Source organism: Mangrovimonas yunxiaonensis, assembly GCF_000733475.1.
GTDB classification, from domain to species: Bacteria; Bacteroidota; Bacteroidia; order Flavobacteriales; family Flavobacteriaceae; genus Mangrovimonas; species Mangrovimonas yunxiaonensis.
On record NZ_JPFK01000002.1, the window covers coordinates 274,728 to 294,199 of the forward strand.

A 19,472-nucleotide genomic window follows, 5' to 3' on the forward strand; every position below is an offset into this window, starting at 1 on the left:
TTAGTTTAATTTATTGTTTTGGGTGTTGTGATTGAATTTAGGGTTACTTTGCATATTAAAGGCACGTTCATGCCTATGCGGTTGTTGTCGCCATAATATCCAAAGGCTTTTTGGGAAGGGAACATAAAGGTTACTGTTTCTCCAGTTTTCATGAGCTTAAGGCCTTCTCTAAGGCCTGTAAACAGCTCCTGTTTGTCCATGATGTATGTTTGCGTTTTGGTATCGGATTTAGAATAAATGGTTAACCCATCGATGGTTTTTACATCGTAATCGAAATTAACGATGTCGCCAAATTGCGGTTTGGTTAGGGTGTCGCCAACCTTTTCGTTATAATAGTACCAAAACCCGTTTTGCGAGGTTACATATTCTACATCTGGATTAGCCTTCATAAGCTTTTCGAAATGGGATTTTTCCTTAGCGTACAGTTTCTTATTCCTAATAACAGATTGATCTATAAACGAACCTGTTTTTGACGAAATAGGACGCCTTGCTTCTGGCGATTTACAGGCCACAGCAACGACAAAAAGGGTTAACAAGACTACTATCTTACGCATGATTTAAGGCTTTTGAATATTGCGGTAATATAGCAATAAATTTTTCAACGGTATCTGTTAGCGACAATTCGCTCCTTCCTCCGGCGGCATTTGTGTGCCCACCACCGTTAAAGTGGGCCCTAGCAAATTCGTTTACCGAAAAGGTTCCCTTAGACCTAAAAGATATTTTAACCATAGCATTGGCTTGGTCCTCAATAAAAATTACGGCAAAAACAATATTTTTTAGCGATAGGGCGTAATTAACAAACCCTTCGGTGTCGCCTTTTTTAAAGCTAAAGGCGTTTAATTCTTCTTGAGACAACGTAATGTAAGCCGTTCTATAATCGGTTAAAACGTTAAGGTTACTTAAGGCTTTTCCCAGCAATTGCATTCTATCGTAACTATTGGTATCGAAAATACTGTTGTGTATTTGCCAGTGTACCGCGCCCGCATCTATTAAAAATGCTGCAACACGATGTGTTGTGCTTGTGGTAGCAGGAAACCTAAACGAACCTGTATCGGTTAAAATACCGGTGTATAAGCACGTTGCTATGGTTTTATCTATTAAGGCCGTATCGCCTAGTTTTTCCAGAACATTAAAAACCATCTCGCAGGTCGAGCTTATGGTCACATCAGAATACATATAGGTTGCATAATCGTCTGGTTGCTGGTGGTGATCTATCATGATCTTTATCGCAGAGCTTTCTGCCAAATCGCCGGCCATGTCTCCTGCTCTATCCAAAGCATTAAAATCGAGCGTAAAAATAATATCGGCGGCTTCAATTAATGCAGCGCCCTGTGCTTTTTCATTATCGTAAACGACAACCGTTTCGTTCCCTGGTAACCATTTTAAAAACTCTGGGTACTCGTTTGGGGCGATAACCGTGGCCTCATGGTGATATTTTTTTAAATAGTGGTAAAGCGCCAATGTAGCTCCTAAGGCATCGCCATCAGGGTTTTTGTGGGGTACAACAACAATTTTTTTGGGTGTGCTTAATAGTGTTTTTATGTTTAAAATATCGCTTTCTGTCATAGTGAGCGAATATACAATTTTTTAAAATTGATAACGCTTGTTTTTTTTAATAAATCCATTACTTTTGCACCAAATTTAAACAATAAAAATGGCAACAAACAGAACATTTACAATGCTTAAGCCAGATGCTGTTGAAAAAAGGCACGTTGGCGCAATATTAGAAAAAATCACAGCTTCAGGGTTTAGAATTGTGGCTATGAAATTAACACAAATGACCAAAGCCGATGCTGAAGCGTTTTACGCCATCCATAATGAGCGTCCGTTTTTTGGAGAATTAGTAGAGTACATGACCCGCGGCCCTATTGTAGCTGCTATTTTAGAAAAAGAAAACGCTGTAGAAGATTTTAGAACTTTAATAGGTGCGACCAATCCTGCCGAAGCGGCCGAAGGTACTATTAGAAAAATGTACGCCGAGTCTATTGGAGAAAATGCTGTTCACGGAAGTGATAGCGATGAAAATGCTGCTATTGAAGGTGCTTTCCATTTCTCTGGAAGAGAGATGTTCTAAACACCCTACATATACCTTATTTAAAGCCTAAAATTTAATTATTTTAGGCTTTTTTGTTTTTTATATGCTACATTCGCAAAATTCTAACAGATTTACCATGAAAAAAATGACCATAGCAACCCTTTTTTTGGCGTTGCTTTGTTTTACAACCGTAGCACAAGAAAAACAAAAAGCGCTAAAGGCTTTTGAAACAGAAACAAAAGCCAAAATCTCACTAAACACTTCTTCCGAAAATATTGAATTTATAACCTTCCCAACTAATAGTCCTTTAAAACTTGAAGGGGCTACCATACAAGCCAAAACCATTCATTTTTTACAACAATACAAAACTATATTTGGCTTTGAGGCTTTAACACAGACGTTTAAAGCACCCGAAACGAAACTCGATAATTACGGATTTAAACAGGTGGTACTAAAACAGCAGCATCATAACATTCCCGTATTTGATGGGCAATTGCGCTTTCACTTTAATGCTGAAGACCAATTAACCTCAATAAACGGAAACATCATTACGGTTGATAAAAAATTAAACACAACACCAACTCTTAGCAGCACCCAGGCCACGGCCATCGCCTTGCAGGAGGTTGACCAACAAGCCATAAACCATTCGGGGCACACAACCTATGTGTACAATACATCGTTGTTTATTTTTCAAAAGGGGCTCATTCAAAATACATCTGGGCCGCAACATTTGGTGTATGAAATAGAGGTAAGAAACGATAAAGACGTTCGTGAACTGCTTTACATTGATGCACATACGGGCCAAATAGTTGAGCAATTCACAGGAATTGCCCATGCCATAAACCGCACTGTACACGAAACCAATATAGGCAATGTTGTTTGGCAAGAGGGCGATGCCCTTCCGGGAAGCCTATCTATATGGCAACAAAACGAAGTTATCGCTGCCGGACATATGTATCATTTTTTTAACAATGCCTTTGGGTTTGCTTCTTTTAACGGTAACGATGGCAGCATGGTAACCCTTAACAACAGCACCAATTTTAATTGTCCAAATGCCAGATGGAATGGGAGTTTTGTAGAATACTGCGACGGCACAGCTTCCGATGATGTGGTGGCTCACGAATGGGGACACGCCTACACACAATATACAAGCGGCCTAATATACGCCTATCAATCTGGGGCGATTAACGAGGCTTATTCCGATATTTGGGGCGAAACCATCGACCTATTAAATGCCTATGAAGACACTGGAGAAAATTTATTAGTTAGAACAAGTACCTTTTGCAATTCCGACCGGTGGAAGATTGGAGAAGACGCTTCATCTTTTGGCGGTGCCATTCGAGACATGTGGAATCCGCCTTGTAATGGCGACCCTGGAAAAGTAACCGACACCCAATATTTATGCGGCGAAGCAGACAATGGTGGGGTTCATATAAATTCAGGTATTCCAAACCACGCTTACGCCTTACTGGTAGATGGTGGGGGTTATAACGGCTACACTATTACAGGCATTGGTTTTACAAAAGCAGCGCATATTTTTTGGAGGGCTCAAAGCGCATATTTAACGCCAACTAGCGATTTTAGCAACTTGGCAGATGCTCTAGAAGCTGCATGTACAGATTTAATAGGCATTAACCTAGAAGGGCTGTCTACAACAGATACACCTGCCGGTTTATCGGGCGAAACCATAACATCAGCAGATTACAACCAATTGGTCAATGCCATATTAGCGGTTGAACTAAGAATAGAACCCGACTTTTGCGGTTATGAACCCATTTTAGCTACAACCGATGCCCCTTGTAGTGCTGCAGAAAACAACCCCATATTTTTTGAAGATTGGGAAAATGGTCTAGGCAACTGGACCGTAGACCAATTGCCAGAAGATCCTGCAACTTGGGAGACTAGAGACTGGGAAATCGTATCGGTATTACCAGAAAACAGAGCGGGTCAAGCTATTTTTGGCACAGATCCTATAAACGGCGATTGCTCGTCTTCGCTTCAAAATGGCATCCTCCGCTTAGAAAGTCCCATTATTACGTTACCCGATTACACCGAAGGAAACATAGAAATGTCCTTTATGCATTATGTTGCCACAGAAAACCTTTGGGATGGTGCCAACATTAAATACCGTTTAAACAATGGCGACTGGACCCTGCTGCCAACAGCTGCATTTACCGTAAACGGTTATAACAACACCATAAACAACGTTTTTTCTGGCAATGATAACCCAATGGCAGGAGAAGATGCTTTTACCGGGACAGATGGAGGCACGGTATCGGGCAGTTGGGGCAGAAGTTATATTGACCTATCGTTTATTGGGGCTGTGGCAAACACAAGTATTCAGTTTAGGTTTGAAGTAGGCACCGATGGTTGTAATGGTAGAGAAGGCTGGTTTATTGATGACATTGCTATTTATAACTGTTCCTACCCCTTGTCTGTTAATTCTCCTAGCCAACAAACCCACAACATTACCGTATTTCCTAACCCATCGTATGGCGCGTTTACCCTTAAAAACAGCAACGCTCTTAAGCTTATAAAAGCTGATATTTATGACCTTAACGGACGTGTGGTTAAAACCATCGATTTAAGAAACACTCAAGGCAATACGCCAATCAATATTTCGAATGTCGCCTCTGGCATGTATTTTATAAAAGTAGAAGGCCAGCATTTCGAGCAGGTTATTAAGCTGGTAAAAGAGTAAACCACTTATGCTTGTTTAAACAAAAAAGCCCGTAACGTTCTGTTACGGGCTTTTTTTTGGTTCAAGTTTTTACTACCTAAAAATTATTTTCTTTATCAGTTCTTTACCTAAATTGTCGTTAAGCATGTCTATAATTTTTTCCTTTCCATAGCTAAGTTCTTCCCGCAACACGCTCGAGCTTAAACTTACATACAAAACATCCTGCTTTAAGGAAACGGCTGTTGTGTAATTACTAACGCCCTGTCCCATCATATCGTGCCATACATTTTTTACATTTACCTTATCCAAACCCGCATCAAGGTTATGGGTTTCTACAAAATCCTTTAATACATCAGAGAGGCTTAAATGTTCGTTGTGTCGTTTTTTCATTAGTCAATATTTATTGGCTCGTAAGGTTTATAAGTATATACAATACCGTCCTGATTAACAACTTTTAATTGTGTTTTGTTTAGTTCTAGTATTGTTTCCTCCCAACTGCTGTATGGTGTTTTATAATACAGTTTTATATCATGCCCGTCTTGCTTTATAAAAAAGGCTTCTTCTATATTCGAGGTTTCATAGGATCCTGTAAGGTTAGGTTTCATTTTTTTTCGAATTCCAGAGGAATCCTTTTTAACCGCTATAAAATCGACCATATTACTAAAGTTATAGGCCTTTTTAGTACCGTTGGCCAGAGTAACTTCTTGTATTTCCCAGTACCCGTTTAAATCCTGAATATCTATGGTATTGGAGCAAGAAAAAAGTAAGGTTCCTAATAGAATACTAAAAAAAAGTCTCATGCGTTTAAATTAAATATGTTGTAAGATTGATGTACCTGTTTTACGGCACGTTCGGTTCTATCGGCATGGGTATCGCTTATAAAAAGCTGCCCAAAATGCTCATCGTCAACCAATTTTATTATTTGTGCCACACGCGACTCGTCCAACTTATCAAAAATATCATCTAAAAGCAACAGGGGATTAACGCCACTTTGCTGTTTAATAAAATCGAATTGGGCCAATTTTAATGCTATTAAAAATGATTTTTGCTGTCCTTGGCTACCAAATTTTTTAATTGGATGTTCCCCAATATTAAACACCAAATCGTCTTTATGGATTCCCACATTAGTGTACTGCACGGCTTTATCCTTATTAAGCGTCTGCTTTAAAAGCGTCTTAAAATCGGCTTCAAACAAATCGCTTTTATACTCCAGCTCCACCTGTTCGCTCCCCTTGCTTATGGCCTTATAACGCGCCTGAAAAATAGGCATAAACACCTCTAAAAAAGCTTGTCGCTTTTTAAAAATGGGCTGCGCATATTCGTTTAATTGGTCGTTATAAACATCTAGCGAGTCCTGGCTAAAGGTATTGTTTACAGCAAAGTACTTAAGCAGGGCATTTCTTTGCGCCAAAATCTTGTTGTACTTAATTAAATGGTCTAAATACACCTTATCACCTTGGGAGATAACACTATCTATAAATTTGCGTCTGGTGGCGCTGCCTTCAACAATCAAGTCGCTATCGGCCGGCGATACAATGACCAAAGGTAAAAACCCTATGTGATCGCTAAACTTTTCGTAGGCCTTACCATTGCGCTTAATCACTTTTTTCTGACCTTTTTTAAAGCTTACCACAACCTTCTCTTCAGCACCTTGTTTCTCATAATCGCCGTTAACCACAAAAAAGGCCTCGCCGTGCTTAATGTTTTGGGACGACACAGGATTAAAGTAACTTTTTCCGAAGGACAAATGATAAATGGCATCGAGCACATTTGTTTTTCCTACGCCATTATTTCCCACAAAGCAGTTTATTTTAGTGTTAAACACAAAAGACTCACTCTGAAAGTTCTTATAATTTAATAATGACAAGGATTTTAAAATCATAAAACGGTTTTAGCTGTTTTTAAAAATACAGTCGAAAAAGTTGTGCAAATTATTGAAAAATAACAAATATTTTCACTTTTATTTATGAAGAAAAATTATATTTTTGCGACGCATTAATATACAATATATGGCAACTTATAAGAAAAGAGGTTACAAACCTAAAACAACCAAAGAACAAGAGGTAGATGAGGTTATTATAGATGAAAAAGACTCGACAACAGCCGAAGTCTTCAATACCTTAGATGAAACTGCTTCTAAAACCGAAGATTGGGTTATTAAAAACCAAAAGTACATCTTTGTTATTATTGGGGTTGTTGCTGTAGCCGTTTTAGGCTTCTTAGGATTTAATGAGTTTATCGCTAAGCCAAAACAAGCCGAAGCTATGAACGAAATTTACCAAGCCAAAAAGTACTTTAACGAGGCTGTTAATGGTACAGCAAAAGACTCGTTATACACTTTAGCCCTTAACGGTGGCGAAGGAAAATTAGGTATGGTCGATATGGCATCGCAATACAGCGGCACAAAAGCAGGAAACTTGGCAAGCTACTACGCAGGTATGGCTTACCTTAACCTTAAAGATTATAAAAACGCTGTAACCTATTTAGGGAACTTTAACAGCGAAGACGAAGTTTTAGCGCCTATGGCTAAAGGAGGTATTGGCGATGCTTTTGTACAGCTTAACCAATTAGAAGATGCCCTAGGGTACTACGAAGAAGCAGCCAACATGAGAGCCAATGAGTTTACAACGCCTTTGTACCTGTACAAAGCTGGTGTAACAGCCTTAGATTTAGGTAAGGCAGATAAAGCCCTATCGTACTTCAATAAAATAAAAGAAGTATACCCAACCGCGACACAAGCTACAAACATTGATGTGTTTATAGGAAAAGCACAAGGGTTGACCAACTAATCTTATGGCAACAGCAAACAAAAACTTATCGCATTACGATAAAAACACCATCCCAAACGCGAAAGACTTTCGGTTTGGGATTGTTGTTTCTGAATGGAACGATACCATTACCGAAGGCCTTTACGAAGGCGCCTACCAAACTCTAACAGACCACGATGTTGCACCTAGCAACATTATAAGGTTTGATGTTCCTGGAAGTTTCGAACTTATTTACGGCAGTAAAAAAATGCAACAACAACAGGTCGATGCCGTTATTGCCATAGGCAGTGTTATTCAAGGCGAAACCAAACATTTCGATTTTGTGTGCGAAGCCGTTTCTCAAGGCATTAAAGACCTAAACATTCAGGTAGATATTCCCGTAATTTTCTGTGTTTTAACCGACAACACCTTACAACAAGCCATAGACCGTTCTGGAGGCAAACACGGCAACAAAGGTACAGAAGCCGCCATTGCCGCTATTAAAATGGCTGCACTTCGAAAAAATTGCAACAGCTAAATCGTAGCTGTTAACAATTTTTGGCATTTCAACTCTTAAAAATCCTACTATTTTAAGTACTTTTGAAAGAGGAACCAAGGACAGCGTTATTTTGATTTTCAAACCACGCAAAAACAAACAATTCAACTACAAGAGCCGATTTAATGAAGCAGGTGAACTAAAAAAAGACCCTGCCAAGAAATTTGAATTTAATTGGGCCGAAGAAAGCAAAGCAAGGCAAAAGCGTACAAGCAAATTATTTTCCTTGCCATTCTTACTCTTGTTTTTGATTATGATTATCGTACTTTGGGTTCTTTTAGGACAATATGAGTAATTGAGTTATGGGTATTTTTAAGCCGCGAAAAAATAAAAAATTTAGCTACACGCCCCGCCATTATAAAGGGGAAGGCAATCCGTTTGAAATAAAACACAAGTTTGATGCCTACCGGAAAACCGTAGACAGCGGCGGTGGGCTAAAAGGCAAAATAAACACCGCTTGGGACGACTACAAGAACAACTCTAACACAACGGCCAACAAGCGTGTTTTAATCATTATATTGGTTCTTGTTTTAATATTTCTTTTTATCATCGATTTCGATTTGTCAATATTCTTTAAACGCTAATGGCAGACATCATTCAGTTATTACCAGATCATGTAGCGAACCAAATTGCTGCTGGGGAGGTTGTACAAAGGCCTGCATCGGTGGTTAAGGAACTTTTGGAAAATGCTATAGATGCCAAAGCCAATAACATAAAGCTCTTGGTAAAAGACGCCGGAAAAACCTTAATTCAGGTTATCGATAATGGTCATGGCATGAGTGTTACCGATGCCCGCTTAAGCTTTGAGCGCCATGCAACTTCAAAAATACGCTCGGCCAACGATCTTTTTCAATTACACACCAAAGGATTTCGTGGCGAAGCCTTGGCCAGTATTGCCGCTATTGCCCATGTAGAGCTAAAAACCAAACAAGCCCAGGACGAGGTTGGCACCTTCTTAACCATAGCCGGCAGCGAGATTGTTTCGCAAGAGGTAACGGTTACTCCAAAAGGCACATCGGTTGCGGTTAAGAACTTGTTTTTCAACATTCCTGCAAGACGTAATTTTTTAAAATCGAACCAGGTTGAATTTCGCCATATTACCGATGAGTTTCATCGTGTTGCCCTAGCACACCCCAATGTGGCTTTTACGTTAATACACAATGGCAGTGAGCTGTTCAACATACCAAAAAGCAATTTTAGGCAACGTATTGTTAATATTTTTGGCGCCAAAACCAACGAAAGGCTGGTTCCTGTAAACGAAACTACCGAAGTGTTAACCATTTCGGGCTTTGTAGGAAAACCAGAATTTGCCAAAAAATCCCGTGGCGAACAGTTCTTTTTCGTCAACAACCGCTTTATAAAAAGCGGCTACTTAAACCACGCTATTAGTGCGGCTTTCGAAGGGCTTTTAAAAGACGGAGCGCATGCCAGTTACTTTTTAAATCTAGACGTGCCCCCAGAAACCATAGACATTAACATACACCCTACAAAAACCGAAATAAAGTTTGACGATGAGCATACGCTGTATGCCATTATTCGTTCGGCAGTAAAACACAGTTTGGGGCAATTTAACATTGCTCCCCTTTTAGATTTCGATAGGGATGCCAATCTGGATACCCCTTACGACTATAAAAACAAATCAGCACAAGTGCCCAAAATTGAAGTCGATAGCACGTTTAATCCCTTTCAGGAAAAACAGACTTCTAGTGCTCCAAGAGCAGCGTTTAAAAAACCTTCTTCAGACCATTGGGATGGGCTTTATGTTGGGTTAGAATCTAAAGGCAATAACGAACAACAAGCTGCAGGTTTTGATGCCCTTGAGTTTGAAAGCACAGCTAAAACTGGCACCCTTTTTAAAGAAGATAGTAAAGCCACTTTCCAGCTTCATAACAAATATGTTATAAGCACCATTAAGTCTGGTATGTTGGTATTGGACCAAAATAAGTCGCACCAACGCATACTTTACGAAAACTTTTTACAACAACTAACCTTAAGAGAAAGTGTAAGTCAGCAACTGCTTTTTCCGGTGTTGCTTAATTTTTCACCACAGGAAATCGATATCATTAAACAGGTAAAAGACGATTTAGAGCATACGGGCTTTGTTTTTTCTAAGTTTGAAGACCGTGCTGTAGAAATTTCTGGCGTTCCCATTAATGTTCCAGAAAGCGAAGTTAACGATGTGCTCGAGCAAGTGATTAGCGCCATTAAAAACGACGTTCCAGACAGCCATTTTAGCGCTATGGATTTGTTAGCGAAATCCATGGCAAAAAGCTTAGCCATTAAAACGGGGCAATCCCTTACTAATTTAGAGCAAGAACACCTTGTAAATAGCTTGTTTGCCTGTAAAGAACCTAACATGTCTCCAAACAACAAGACAACATTTATTACGTTATCTGTTGATGAGCTAGACAAAAAGTTTAATTAATTTATGATTAATAATATTACCGATACCGTTAAGCACCTCCTAATTGTAAATGTTATTATGTTTATTGGCACCATTTCTATTGGAAATGGTACTTTATTCTACGATTGGTTTGCGTTACATTTTCCAAAAAATGAGGTATTTCAGCCATGGCAAATCTTTACGCATATGTTTATGCATGGAGGGGTCATGCACATCTTTTTTAATATGTTCGCCCTCTGGATGTTTGGCACTGCCGTAGAACAGCGGTTTGGCAGTAAAAAGTTTTTGTTTTTTTACCTTTCCTCTGGGTTGGGCGCGGCGTTAATTATGATTGGGTATTACTACATTCAGTTTTACAGTGGGTTATCCATCTTAAACGAATCTGGCTTCGACACCGCACAAGTTAACGAGGTTTTAACATCGGGCTACAACCGTTACGACACACGCTGGGAAGCTGTTTTAAGCCAAGAACAATTAGCAAGCTTTGTTGGGGTGTTTAATAGTACCATGGTTGGTGCCTCTGGTGCCATTATGGGAGTTTTAGTCGCTTTTGGCATGCTTTATCCCGAATCGAAATTAATGTTGATTTTCTTACCTATTCCTATAAAAGCTAAGTATTTTATTCCTGGTATTATTATCTTAGATTTAATTTCGGCCATTACCGGACAATCATTTTTTAGCCCGAGCAACACGGCTTACGTGGCCCACGTAGGCGGAGCTTTAACAGGCTTTTTAATTATGTGGTACTGGAAACGTACACAGTTTAACCAAAACCGTTGGGATTAAAAATGACCTCATTAAATCAAGACATACAAAACAAACTCAACAACCTAAATGTTTTTGAAAAACTTATAGGCATAAACCTTGTCGTATTTGTTATTGGGCTTATTTTACGCCCGATTTTAAGCCTTCAAAATAGCTTAAGCTGGCTAGAACTGCCTAGCGACTTTACAGCCTTTATTACGCAGCCTTGGAGCCTTATTAGCTATGCCTTTGCTCATTACGATTTTTGGCATATTGTATTTAACATGCTTTGGTTGTACTTTATAGGACGCATGTTCTTAAACCTTTTTAACATAAAGTTGGGGCTTAACCTTTACTTTTTAGGCGCTATTTGTGGTGGCCTATTGTATTTATTGGGCTACAACCTGCTCCCTAGCTTTTTTAGCAGCAATACCAGATTGGTTGGTGCTTCGGCGGCTGTAAGGGCATTGCTTATTTTTATCTGCGTTTATATGCCGTATATGTCGGTGCGATTAATAACATTTAACATTAAACTGTGGCATGTTGCCGTGGTCATTGTTGGACTAGATGTTGTGGGGTTATTTGGGTTAAATGCCGGTGGTAGCTTAGCGCATTTAGGCGGTAGTTTATTAGGCTACTTTTATGCCGAACAACTAAAAAAAGGAACCGATATTGGCAAAGGCTTCGAAAAACTTATGGATGCCTTTATGGGGCTGTTTAAAAAAGGCAAAACATCTCCGCTTAAAACGGTTCATAGAAAAAAATCTTCCGAAAAAATGGGCGGCTACCCAAAAGAAGAGTTTAAGGAATTTAACCAACAAAAGCGCATCGATATTATTCTGGATAAAATAAGCAAAAGTGGCTACGACAGCTTGACCAAAGAAGAAAAAGAATTCTTATTTAGAGCTGGTAAATAATTTTTTTATATGAAAAAGCTAAAGCTATTTGATAAACTTATATACCTCATCAATGCTTTAGTGGCTACGCTATTGTTATTAGCCTATACCTTACCTCTACTCCCTCCAAAACAGTTTGCCGTACTTTCTGTGCTTAGCTTAAGCGTACCGTTTCTTATTATGGTAAACGTGTGTTTTTTCACGTACTGGCTCGTAAAGGTAAAAAAGCAAATGTTGTTATCGCTTTTGGTTTTAACCATTGGCTATTTTAGCTTTGGCGCGCTGTACAAGTTTTCATCTTCCGGAAAAACCCAGTTTTCTAAAAACACCCTTTCGGTAATGAATTACAACGTTAGGCTGTTTAACCTTTACGATTGGATTAAAGAAAAAGATATTGAAGACAGTATTACACGCTTTATCAAAAGGAAATCGCCAGATGTTCTGTGCCTACAGGAATACCACCCCCATAAGGATATCGACCTGTCATTTTACAGTCATAAATACGAAAAGCTCTCAGGAAAGAACGTTAAGTATGGGCAGGCCATTTTTTCTAAATATCCCATAGTTAATTCAGGCTCTGTAGAGTTTCCCGAGACTTCTAACAATGCCATTTTTGCCGATATTGTAAAAGGGAGCGACACCATTAGGGTTTACAACGTTCATTTACAATCGTTGCGAATAGACACCAATGTAGAAAAACTTAAGAAAGAAGATTCCGAGCGTTTGCTTAAACGCGTTGGGCAAACCTTTAAAATGCAGCAATTCCAAACAGAGTTGTTCTTGCTACACAAAAAGCAATGCCGCCATAAAATGATTATATCTGGCGATTTTAACAACACGGCCTATTCGTACATCTACAAAAAAATTAAAGGCGATTTAAAAGACAGTTTCGAGGAAGATGGCAACGGTTTTGGTCGCACCTACAACTTTAAGTTTTTTCCTGTAAGAATTGATTTTATTCTTGCCGATGCTTCTTTCGAGATTGAAAGCTTTAAAACCTTCGATGAGGAATTTTCGGACCACTACCCCATTATGTCCTACCTAAAGCTGCATTAACCAACAGTCTAAACTATCGGCTAAAATATGAATACACAAACCTAGCCCCAATATTCTGGTGGGTTTGGGCAGCAGCATAAAAACATAAACCCCTATGGCAAAGTAACTGTGTAAGGGATGAAAATTTATGCTGCAACGGTTAGCATCAAATAAAGGTGTTGCCAGCAAATGATCAAGATCGATTAACATGCCCAACAACATTATTAAATAAGCTTTCTTCCATTTGGGGTTATAAAACCACAGAGCAATAACTAGGGGCAATAAAAAATGGCAGCCGTAATGCACAAAAAACCGCATCATACGTTAAGGGATTGCGACTGTAAATAATTTAAGGTGTTTGGCCCTTCGTTAAACAGTAAATCTAAAATACTTAAGTTATTGATAAAGCCATGCTTTTCTGAAAAGACTTGCTGATAAGCATCAAATTTTGGCTGTTCCAATTTGGCATTAACCAATGCTCTGAGATCGGTTTTGTCCTGAACATCTTTTTCAAAATCTGTGGTTTCAGCAACATTTAAATCCAATTGAAGGCAATCGCAAATCAGACGAATCGTCTCTAAGTTAAGCTCCATAAGATTGGTAAATTCCTTTTTGAACAGCGGTGCCAGTTCATCGCTATAAAATTCAAAAAAGGGCGACGTACTATAAGCCGACAATAGGGATTTCCAGTGGTTTCGTTGCCAATTTTCGTCGTTAAAAACCTTGACCTCACAATATTTCTGACGGTTTTTTTGGGTGTAAACCACAGGCACGTTTAACAACAGTCTACCATTGGCCGCATAAACATAGGTACGGTTACGAAGCGTTTGCTTTTGAAAATTGTCTGCCATCTCAAAAACAACCGTATCGGCCTTAACCATAGCGACAAAATGTGCTATTGAAGGAAAATATGTAGGGTGGATAAGTATTGCCATAAAGCCCTACTAAGCCGCTTTTTTACGCTTGCGCCATTGGTTAAAACCAAACCAAAGCCCCAATAACACTAAAAACGGAATTAAGTACGACACAGGCTTGCCGCTACCGCCTACCGTTGTAAACCAACGTTCCCAACGCGGTTTGCCATCGCCCCAACTCATCCAGATAAACACCGGTTTTCCTACCACATGGTCAAATGGCACAAAACCCCAAGACCTGGCGTCTAGCGAGTTATGACGGTTGTCACCCATTAGCCAATAATAATCTTTTTTAAAGGTGTAGTCCTTGGCAACGGCACCATCTATAAAAATTTGATTGCCCTTTACCTGTAGTGTGTGCCCTTCATAATCTGTTATAATGCGCTTATACAGTGGCAACGTTTCTAAATTTAAGGCAACCGTAGCACCCGCTTCTGGAATGTACAGTGGTCCAAAAAAGTCGTTGTTCCAATTGTAATTTGCATCGTGTGGAAAAACACTGTAATCTCGTTTCTTAGAGCTATTTTTCACTATAGAAACCACTTGAGGGTCTTGTTTCATTTTAGCTGCCAACTCCAATGTGGCATTAGCACTTATTTTATTAGAAACCGTTTGAAACTGTAGCTTCTCGTAGGCCTTTCTACTCATTTGGCCTACCAAATGCACGGTAGAACTATCTTTATAAACCACATTTAAATGGGTGTTGTTGTTATCGAGATAGTCTTGCACCCTAGCATCATCCCAAACATTTGTTGGCAGCGAAAATACGTTGGTAAACTCGGTAATGCCATATTGGTTTAAAAAGGGCATGCTAATATCGGGCTTTGTTTCTACGGTGTGGAAAAACTGTAGTTTTGCCCGATCTGGCAACACATTTTGTTTGCCATTAACATATACAAAGCCATCTTTAATTTGTAGAGAATCTCCCGGCAAGCCCACACAACGCTTTACGTAATTTGTTCGTTTGTCTACAGGCTTGTAATACGTTCTATCGGCTGGTTTATACATGTTGTACAACGTATCTACCGGCCAGTTAAACACAACAATATCGTTGTGCTTTATTTTTTGAAACCCAGGAAGTCTTAAATACGGTAACTGAAAAGTGTTTTTCCAGGAGTTGCCTTTATCTCCTGCGTTATCGTCGTATAGGTACGACTTGCTTTTTAATCCCGGAATGGTATCGTGCACCATAGGCGCCGCTACTGTGGTCATGGGTACCCTAGCCCCATAATGGAATTTACTAACAAATAGAAAATCGCCTACCAACAGGGATTTCTCTAATGACGATGTTGGAATGGTGTACGGTTGTATAAAATAGGTATGTACAATGGTTGCGGCCACAACAGCAAACAAGATAGAGCTTACCCAATCGCCAAAAGCTGTTCTTGGCTTTAGGCTTCGTTCTGCAATATAATCTACAGGAGCCACATAGTTTAAATAGTAATTGTAAAACCCTAAGCTTACAATAGCCAACACGGTATCGGTTGCTGCATTTTTTCCGAAGCTTCGCGCAGTTTCTACCCAAATTACCGGAAACATTATAAGGTTAACAATAGGAAGAAAGAGTAAAACGGTCCAGTACCAAGGCCGGTTAATAATCTTCATTAAAACAACAGCGTTGTATACGGGAGCAAAAGCTTCCCAAGCCTGTCGTCCGGCTTCAATATATAATTTCCAAGTTCCTAGTCCGTGTAGGATTTGGATTATAATGATAAAAACTAACCATTGAGTCCAAGTCATATTATAAATGTTTCTTTTTTAGTCTTGTAATTGTTGTGCGTGTTACGCCATAAAATGGCATTAACCAATATTTAACACATCTTTCATGCTAAACACGCCTGTTTTTCCCTGCAACCATTCTGCAGCTATAACGGCTCCCAAGGCAAAGCCTTCCCTGCTGTGGGCCGTGTGTGTGATGCTTATGGTATCGGTATCGCTTTTATAGTCTATACTGTGTGTTCCGGGGACGTTTTCAATACGTTTGGCTGTAATAGGGATTGTCCCTTTGCTTTTTGTTTCAAGGGTCCATTCGCTATATGCCGGGTGTTCGGAAATTATACCTTCGGCTAATGTAATGGCCGTTCCGCTTGGGGCATCGAGTTTTTGCGTATGGTGTATTTCTTCCATAGAAACGTTATAGTTTTTTAAATGGCCCATCATACGCGCTAGGGTTTTATTCAGCTCGAAAAAAATGTTTACCCCTAGGCTAAAGTTTGAGGCATAAATAAACGCCCCGTCGGTTTCTTTACATAGCGCTACCGCCTTATCGTAATTGTGCAACCAGCCTGTTGTGCCCGATACCACCGGTACGTTATGCTTAAAGCAATTAACCACATTAAAAAAGGCTGCATTAGGCACACTAAAGTCTATGGCAACATCGGCTTTGGTAATGTCGTAGCCATCTTCATCCGATGTTTTTATGGTAATTTCATGACCTCGCTCGAGCGCTATTCGCTCTATCGTTTTCCCCATCTTCCCGTACCCCAATAGTGCGATTTTCATATTTTAAAATTTAAAGTTTAATGTAAGGCCCAAATCGCCTGTATTATCAAATTCGTTAAGTTTATAGTGTGGGCGCAAGGATAGGTTATCGTCTACATTGTACTGCAATAAGTGGGCATCTACATTGGCATCAATAATGTTAAGGGCATAAATTCCTAAGGTGACCAAAAGTGAGATTTCTTTATTTCTTCGCAGTGTTTTTTGGGCTTCACGCAAGCCGTCATCGGTTACTACATTATAAAACTCGTCGTCTTGAAAGCCTGCCAAACGTCTTTTATAAGCATCGCGATAACGTTTATATTCGTTGTGGTTATCAATATAAAAATACATGCCTATGCCCAAACCAGCATATACAATGGGGATTTTCCAATATTTTTTATTGTAAGCTTGCCCCAACCCTGGTAAAACTGCCGAGTAAAAAGCCGCTCTTGCCGGTGCCAAAGGGTCTATAGGCTTTTTGTCTACGGCCGCTGTTTCTACAACCAACTCTTCGGTTGGCGTTAGTTTACCATTGTCTTCCTTGTTTTCATCTGTTTGTGCAAATGCAAACCCCGAAAAGGCAATGAGCAAAAAAAGGGTGATTGTAAATTTACTTGGCACTTTTAACGAGTTTGATAATGCGGTTAAAGTCTTCTTCTGAATGAAATGGAATGGTTATGTTCCCTTTCCCTTTATTGTTTACTTTAACGTTAATTTTATGCCCAAAGTATTCTGAAAACTCTTTGGCGCCTTTTTTAATAAATTTAGGCAGGTCTTCCTCTTGGCGCTTGGCGCTTGCTTTTGGAGCATGGCCACCGTTTTGGAAGGCTCTCACCAAAGCTTCGGTATCGCGAACAGACAGCTTTTTAGAGATGATCTGCTCATAAATATCCAATTGTTGGTTTTGGTCTTCTATATTGATAATTGCACGGCCGTGCCCCATAGATATAAACCCATCTCGCATACCCGTTTGAATAATTGGATCGAGTTTTAACAACCTTAAATAATTGGCAATTGTAGAGCGTTTTTTTCCAACACGCTCACTCATTTGCTCTTGGGTTAGGTTTATCTCGTCTATTAAACGTTGGTAAGACAACGCAATTTCTATAGGGTCTAAATCTTGGCGCTGGATGTTTTCTACCAAGGCCATTTCTAACGATTCTTGGTCGTTAGCAATACGTATGTAGGCAGGAATGGTTTCTAAACCTATAAGTTTAGAAGCTCTAAAACGCCTTTCTCCAGAAACTAACTGGTATTTATTAAAGTCTAATTTTCTAACGGTAATGGGCTGTATAACGCCTAGCTCCTTAATAGAAGACGCCAGTTCCCGTAAGGTTTCTTCGTTGAAGTTTGTTCGTGGCTGAAATGGATTGATTTCAATAGCCTCAATATCCAAATCAACAATGTTGCCTATTACCTTATCGGCATTCTTATCCTGAACCGAGCTTATATCGTTGGTTGGATCTTTTAACAGTGCCGACAACCCTCTTCCTAAAGCCTGTTTCTTTGTCGCCTTCGCCATAAATTTTAGGAGTTTTTATTTATAATCTCTTTTGCCAAGCTTAAATAATTACTAGCCCCTTTACTGGCGGCATCGTAATTAATAATGCTCTCGCCATAACTTGGGGCTTCACTTAGCCTAACATTTCGTTGTATAATGGTTTGAAAAACCATGTCGTTAAAATGCTTTTGCACCTCTTCTACCACTTGGTTTGATAGTCGTAAACGCGAATCGTACATGGTTAATAACATGCCTTCTATATCCAGCTTGTCGTTATGTATTTTTTGCACGCTTTTTATGGTGTTTAACAGTTTCCCGAGACCTTCTAAAGCAAAATATTCGCATTGTATAGGAATGATTACCGAGTCTGATGCTGTTAAAGCATTTAAGGTTAATAGCCCTAACGACGGGGCACAGTCTATCAATATGAAATCGTAATCGTCCTTAACCTCTTGCAAGGCTTTTTTAAGCATGTATTCCCGTTGGTCCTTATCTACCAACTCAATTTCTATGGCCACTAAATCTATGTGTGCCGGTATCACATCAAGGTTAGGCGAATCTGTTTTTACTATGGCCTCCTTGGCTGTATTGGTATGCTCCAGCAGTTGGTAGGTTCCCAATGCGACTTCCTCTACATCAATTCCTAAACCCGATGTGGCATTGGCCTGCGGATCGGCATCAATAAGCAATACTTTTTTTTCTAATACCCCTAACGAAGCTGCAAGGTTAACTGAGGTGGTTGTCTTTCCTACACCACCTTTTTGGTTGGCAATGGCAATAATTTTACCCATTAAATGATTTGGTTTTTTCTCCCGTAAAAATACAATTATTTACGACTTTATAAAATGGAAATTGTTAACAGTTGTAAAGAGCCAAGCAAAAACACCCATTGCCCAACAAAGCTCCCTATAAAAGTTAATCTTCAGGCTGAGGTTTATCCCTATCGATATAGTACCTATATTTGTTAAAAACATTCACTTAAAACGTATCTGCATTGACACCAAACGATAAAATTTTCATGATACGCGCCATTCGCTTGGCCGAAGAAGGTATGAACAAAAATGCCGGTGGGCCATTTGGCTGTGTGGTTGTTAAAGACGGTAAAATTATTGCCGAAGGCCACAATTGTGTTACCTCGACAAACGACCCAACCGCCCACGCCGAAGTAGTTGCCATTAGAAAAGCCTGCGAAGTTTTAGGCACCTTTCAATTAAACGACTGCACCATATACACTTCCTGCGAACCTTGCCCCATGTGCTTGGGCGCTATTTATTGGGCCAGACCCCAAAAAGTATATTATGCCTGTAATAAAAACGATGCTGCCAATATAGATTTTGACGACCAATTTATTTACGAAGAAATGGACAAACCCTTAACCGTAAGGCGCATTCCTTTTGAACAAATTTTGCAGCAAGAAGGGGTGGACGTTTTTAACAAATGGGCCAAAAAAACAGACAAAACGGCCTACTAAAAACCATC

At 39.5% G+C, this 19,472-nt stretch carries 22 protein-coding genes; 10 read left to right on the forward strand and 12 right to left on the reverse strand.

Features of this window, described 5'->3' with window-relative positions:
• Nucleotides 1-5 precede the first annotated feature (5 nt).
• Complete coding sequence (gene gldI / locus IA57_RS01265) at nt 6-554, reverse strand: gliding motility-associated peptidyl-prolyl isomerase GldI (protein ID WP_036118213.1); 549 nt, start codon at nt 552-554, stop codon at nt 6-8.
• Complete coding sequence (locus IA57_RS01270) at nt 547-1,566, reverse strand: DHH family phosphoesterase (RefSeq protein ID WP_036118216.1); 1,020 nt, start codon at nt 1,564-1,566, stop codon at nt 547-549. Before IA57_RS01270 ends, gldI begins: the two co-directional genes overlap by 8 nt.
• 88 nt (nt 1,567-1,654) lie before the next feature.
• Between IA57_RS01270 and IA57_RS01275 the strand changes: the two genes are divergently transcribed.
• Together IA57_RS01275 and IA57_RS01280 are read left to right on the forward strand one after the other, a co-directional pair.
• Nucleotides 1,655-2,074, forward strand: coding sequence for a nucleoside-diphosphate kinase (locus IA57_RS01275; RefSeq protein WP_036118219.1), 420 nt, complete (start codon nt 1,655-1,657; stop codon nt 2,072-2,074).
• 97 nt (nt 2,075-2,171) lie between these two features.
• On the forward strand, nt 2,172-4,736 hold the full coding sequence (locus tag IA57_RS01280; RefSeq protein ID WP_036118697.1) for a M4 family metallopeptidase: 2,565 nt from the start codon (nt 2,172-2,174) through the stop codon (nt 4,734-4,736).
• A gap of 72 nt (nt 4,737-4,808) precedes the next feature.
• On the opposite strand, the gene IA57_RS01285 is transcribed toward IA57_RS01280, so the two are convergent.
• From IA57_RS01285 to recF, 3 genes are read right to left on the reverse strand one after another with little or no spacing between them, the layout of a single operon-like run.
• The gene (locus IA57_RS01285; RefSeq protein ID WP_036118222.1) at nt 4,809-5,105 is read right to left on the reverse strand and encodes a DUF721 domain-containing protein; all 297 of its coding nucleotides are present in this window, start codon (nt 5,103-5,105) and stop codon (nt 4,809-4,811) included.
• Complete coding sequence (locus IA57_RS01290; protein ID WP_036118225.1) at nt 5,105-5,515, reverse strand: lipocalin family protein; 411 nt, start codon at nt 5,513-5,515, stop codon at nt 5,105-5,107. The genes IA57_RS01285 and IA57_RS01290 overlap by 1 nt, the downstream gene beginning before the upstream one ends.
• Entirely contained in the window at nt 5,512-6,597 is a 1,086-nt protein-coding gene (gene recF / locus IA57_RS01295; RefSeq protein WP_036118227.1) for a DNA replication/repair protein RecF, read from the reverse strand. Before recF ends, IA57_RS01290 begins: the two co-directional genes overlap by 4 nt.
• Before the next feature lie 127 nt (nt 6,598-6,724).
• On the opposite strand from recF, the gene IA57_RS01300 reads away from it, so the two are divergent.
• The 7 genes from IA57_RS01300 (at nt 6,725) to IA57_RS01335 (ending at nt 13,118) form a co-directional block, all read left to right on the forward strand.
• The gene (locus IA57_RS01300; protein ID WP_036118230.1) at nt 6,725-7,504 is read left to right on the forward strand and encodes a tetratricopeptide repeat protein; all 780 of its coding nucleotides are present in this window, start codon (nt 6,725-6,727) and stop codon (nt 7,502-7,504) included.
• A 4-nt stretch (nt 7,505-7,508) separates the two neighbouring features.
• A complete protein-coding gene (gene ribH / locus IA57_RS01305) occupies nt 7,509-8,000 on the forward strand; it encodes a 6,7-dimethyl-8-ribityllumazine synthase (RefSeq protein WP_036118232.1) in 492 nt (163 codons plus the stop codon).
• A gap of 320 nt (nt 8,001-8,320) precedes the next feature.
• Nucleotides 8,321-8,602 carry a hypothetical protein gene (locus tag IA57_RS01315; RefSeq protein WP_036118242.1) on the forward strand — a complete coding sequence of 94 codons (282 nt, stop codon included), beginning with the start codon at nt 8,321-8,323 and terminating at the stop codon, nt 8,600-8,602.
• The gene (mutL, locus tag IA57_RS01320) at nt 8,602-10,443 is read left to right on the forward strand and encodes a DNA mismatch repair endonuclease MutL (protein WP_036118244.1); all 1,842 of its coding nucleotides are present in this window, start codon (nt 8,602-8,604) and stop codon (nt 10,441-10,443) included. Before IA57_RS01315 ends, mutL begins: the two co-directional genes overlap by 1 nt.
• A 6-nt stretch (nt 10,444-10,449) precedes the next feature.
• Complete coding sequence (locus tag IA57_RS01325; protein ID WP_169738981.1) at nt 10,450-11,208, forward strand: rhomboid family intramembrane serine protease; 759 nt, start codon at nt 10,450-10,452, stop codon at nt 11,206-11,208.
• 2 nt (nt 11,209-11,210) lie between these two features.
• Complete coding sequence (locus tag IA57_RS01330; protein WP_036118250.1) at nt 11,211-12,083, forward strand: rhomboid family intramembrane serine protease; 873 nt, start codon at nt 11,211-11,213, stop codon at nt 12,081-12,083.
• A 9-nt stretch (nt 12,084-12,092) separates the two neighbouring features.
• A complete protein-coding gene (locus tag IA57_RS01335; protein ID WP_036118252.1) occupies nt 12,093-13,118 on the forward strand; it encodes an endonuclease/exonuclease/phosphatase family protein in 1,026 nt (341 codons plus the stop codon).
• On the opposite strand, the gene IA57_RS01340 is transcribed toward IA57_RS01335, so the two are convergent.
• From IA57_RS01340 to IA57_RS01370, 7 genes are read right to left on the reverse strand one after another with little or no spacing between them, the layout of a single operon-like run.
• Nucleotides 13,104-13,418 (reverse strand): DUF6122 family protein, encoded by a 315-nt coding sequence (locus IA57_RS01340; RefSeq protein WP_036118257.1) that lies wholly within the window; start codon nt 13,416-13,418, stop codon nt 13,104-13,106. The two genes, IA57_RS01335 and IA57_RS01340, sit on opposite strands and share 15 nt — an antisense overlap.
• Entirely contained in the window at nt 13,415-14,032 is a 618-nt protein-coding gene (locus tag IA57_RS01345) for a WbqC family protein (protein WP_036118260.1), read from the reverse strand. Before IA57_RS01345 ends, IA57_RS01340 begins: the two co-directional genes overlap by 4 nt.
• 9 nt (nt 14,033-14,041) lie before the next feature.
• Nucleotides 14,042-15,751 carry a signal peptidase I gene (lepB, locus tag IA57_RS01350; RefSeq protein WP_036118262.1) on the reverse strand — a complete coding sequence of 570 codons (1,710 nt, stop codon included), beginning with the start codon at nt 15,749-15,751 and terminating at the stop codon, nt 14,042-14,044.
• A 60-nt stretch (nt 15,752-15,811) separates the two neighbouring features.
• Nucleotides 15,812-16,513: a 4-hydroxy-tetrahydrodipicolinate reductase gene (gene dapB, locus IA57_RS01355; RefSeq protein ID WP_036118265.1), complete on the reverse strand. Its 702-nt coding sequence runs from the start codon at nt 16,511-16,513 to the stop codon at nt 15,812-15,814.
• Nucleotides 16,514-16,516: 3 nt separating this feature from the next.
• Nucleotides 16,517-17,113 carry a DUF5683 domain-containing protein gene (locus tag IA57_RS01360; protein WP_036118267.1) on the reverse strand — a complete coding sequence of 199 codons (597 nt, stop codon included), beginning with the start codon at nt 17,111-17,113 and terminating at the stop codon, nt 16,517-16,519.
• Nucleotides 17,103-18,014 carry a ParB/RepB/Spo0J family partition protein gene (locus IA57_RS01365; protein ID WP_036118269.1) on the reverse strand — a complete coding sequence of 304 codons (912 nt, stop codon included), beginning with the start codon at nt 18,012-18,014 and terminating at the stop codon, nt 17,103-17,105. Before IA57_RS01365 ends, IA57_RS01360 begins: the two co-directional genes overlap by 11 nt.
• A 5-nt stretch (nt 18,015-18,019) precedes the next feature.
• Nucleotides 18,020-18,784, reverse strand: a complete 765-nt coding sequence (locus IA57_RS01370) for a ParA family protein (protein ID WP_036118271.1) — start codon at nt 18,782-18,784, stop codon at nt 18,020-18,022.
• A gap of 203 nt (nt 18,785-18,987) precedes the next feature.
• On the opposite strand from IA57_RS01370, the gene IA57_RS01375 reads away from it, so the two are divergent.
• Nucleotides 18,988-19,464: a nucleoside deaminase gene (locus tag IA57_RS01375; protein WP_373283069.1), complete on the forward strand. Its 477-nt coding sequence runs from the start codon at nt 18,988-18,990 to the stop codon at nt 19,462-19,464.
• Nucleotides 19,465-19,472: the final 8 nt, after the last annotated feature.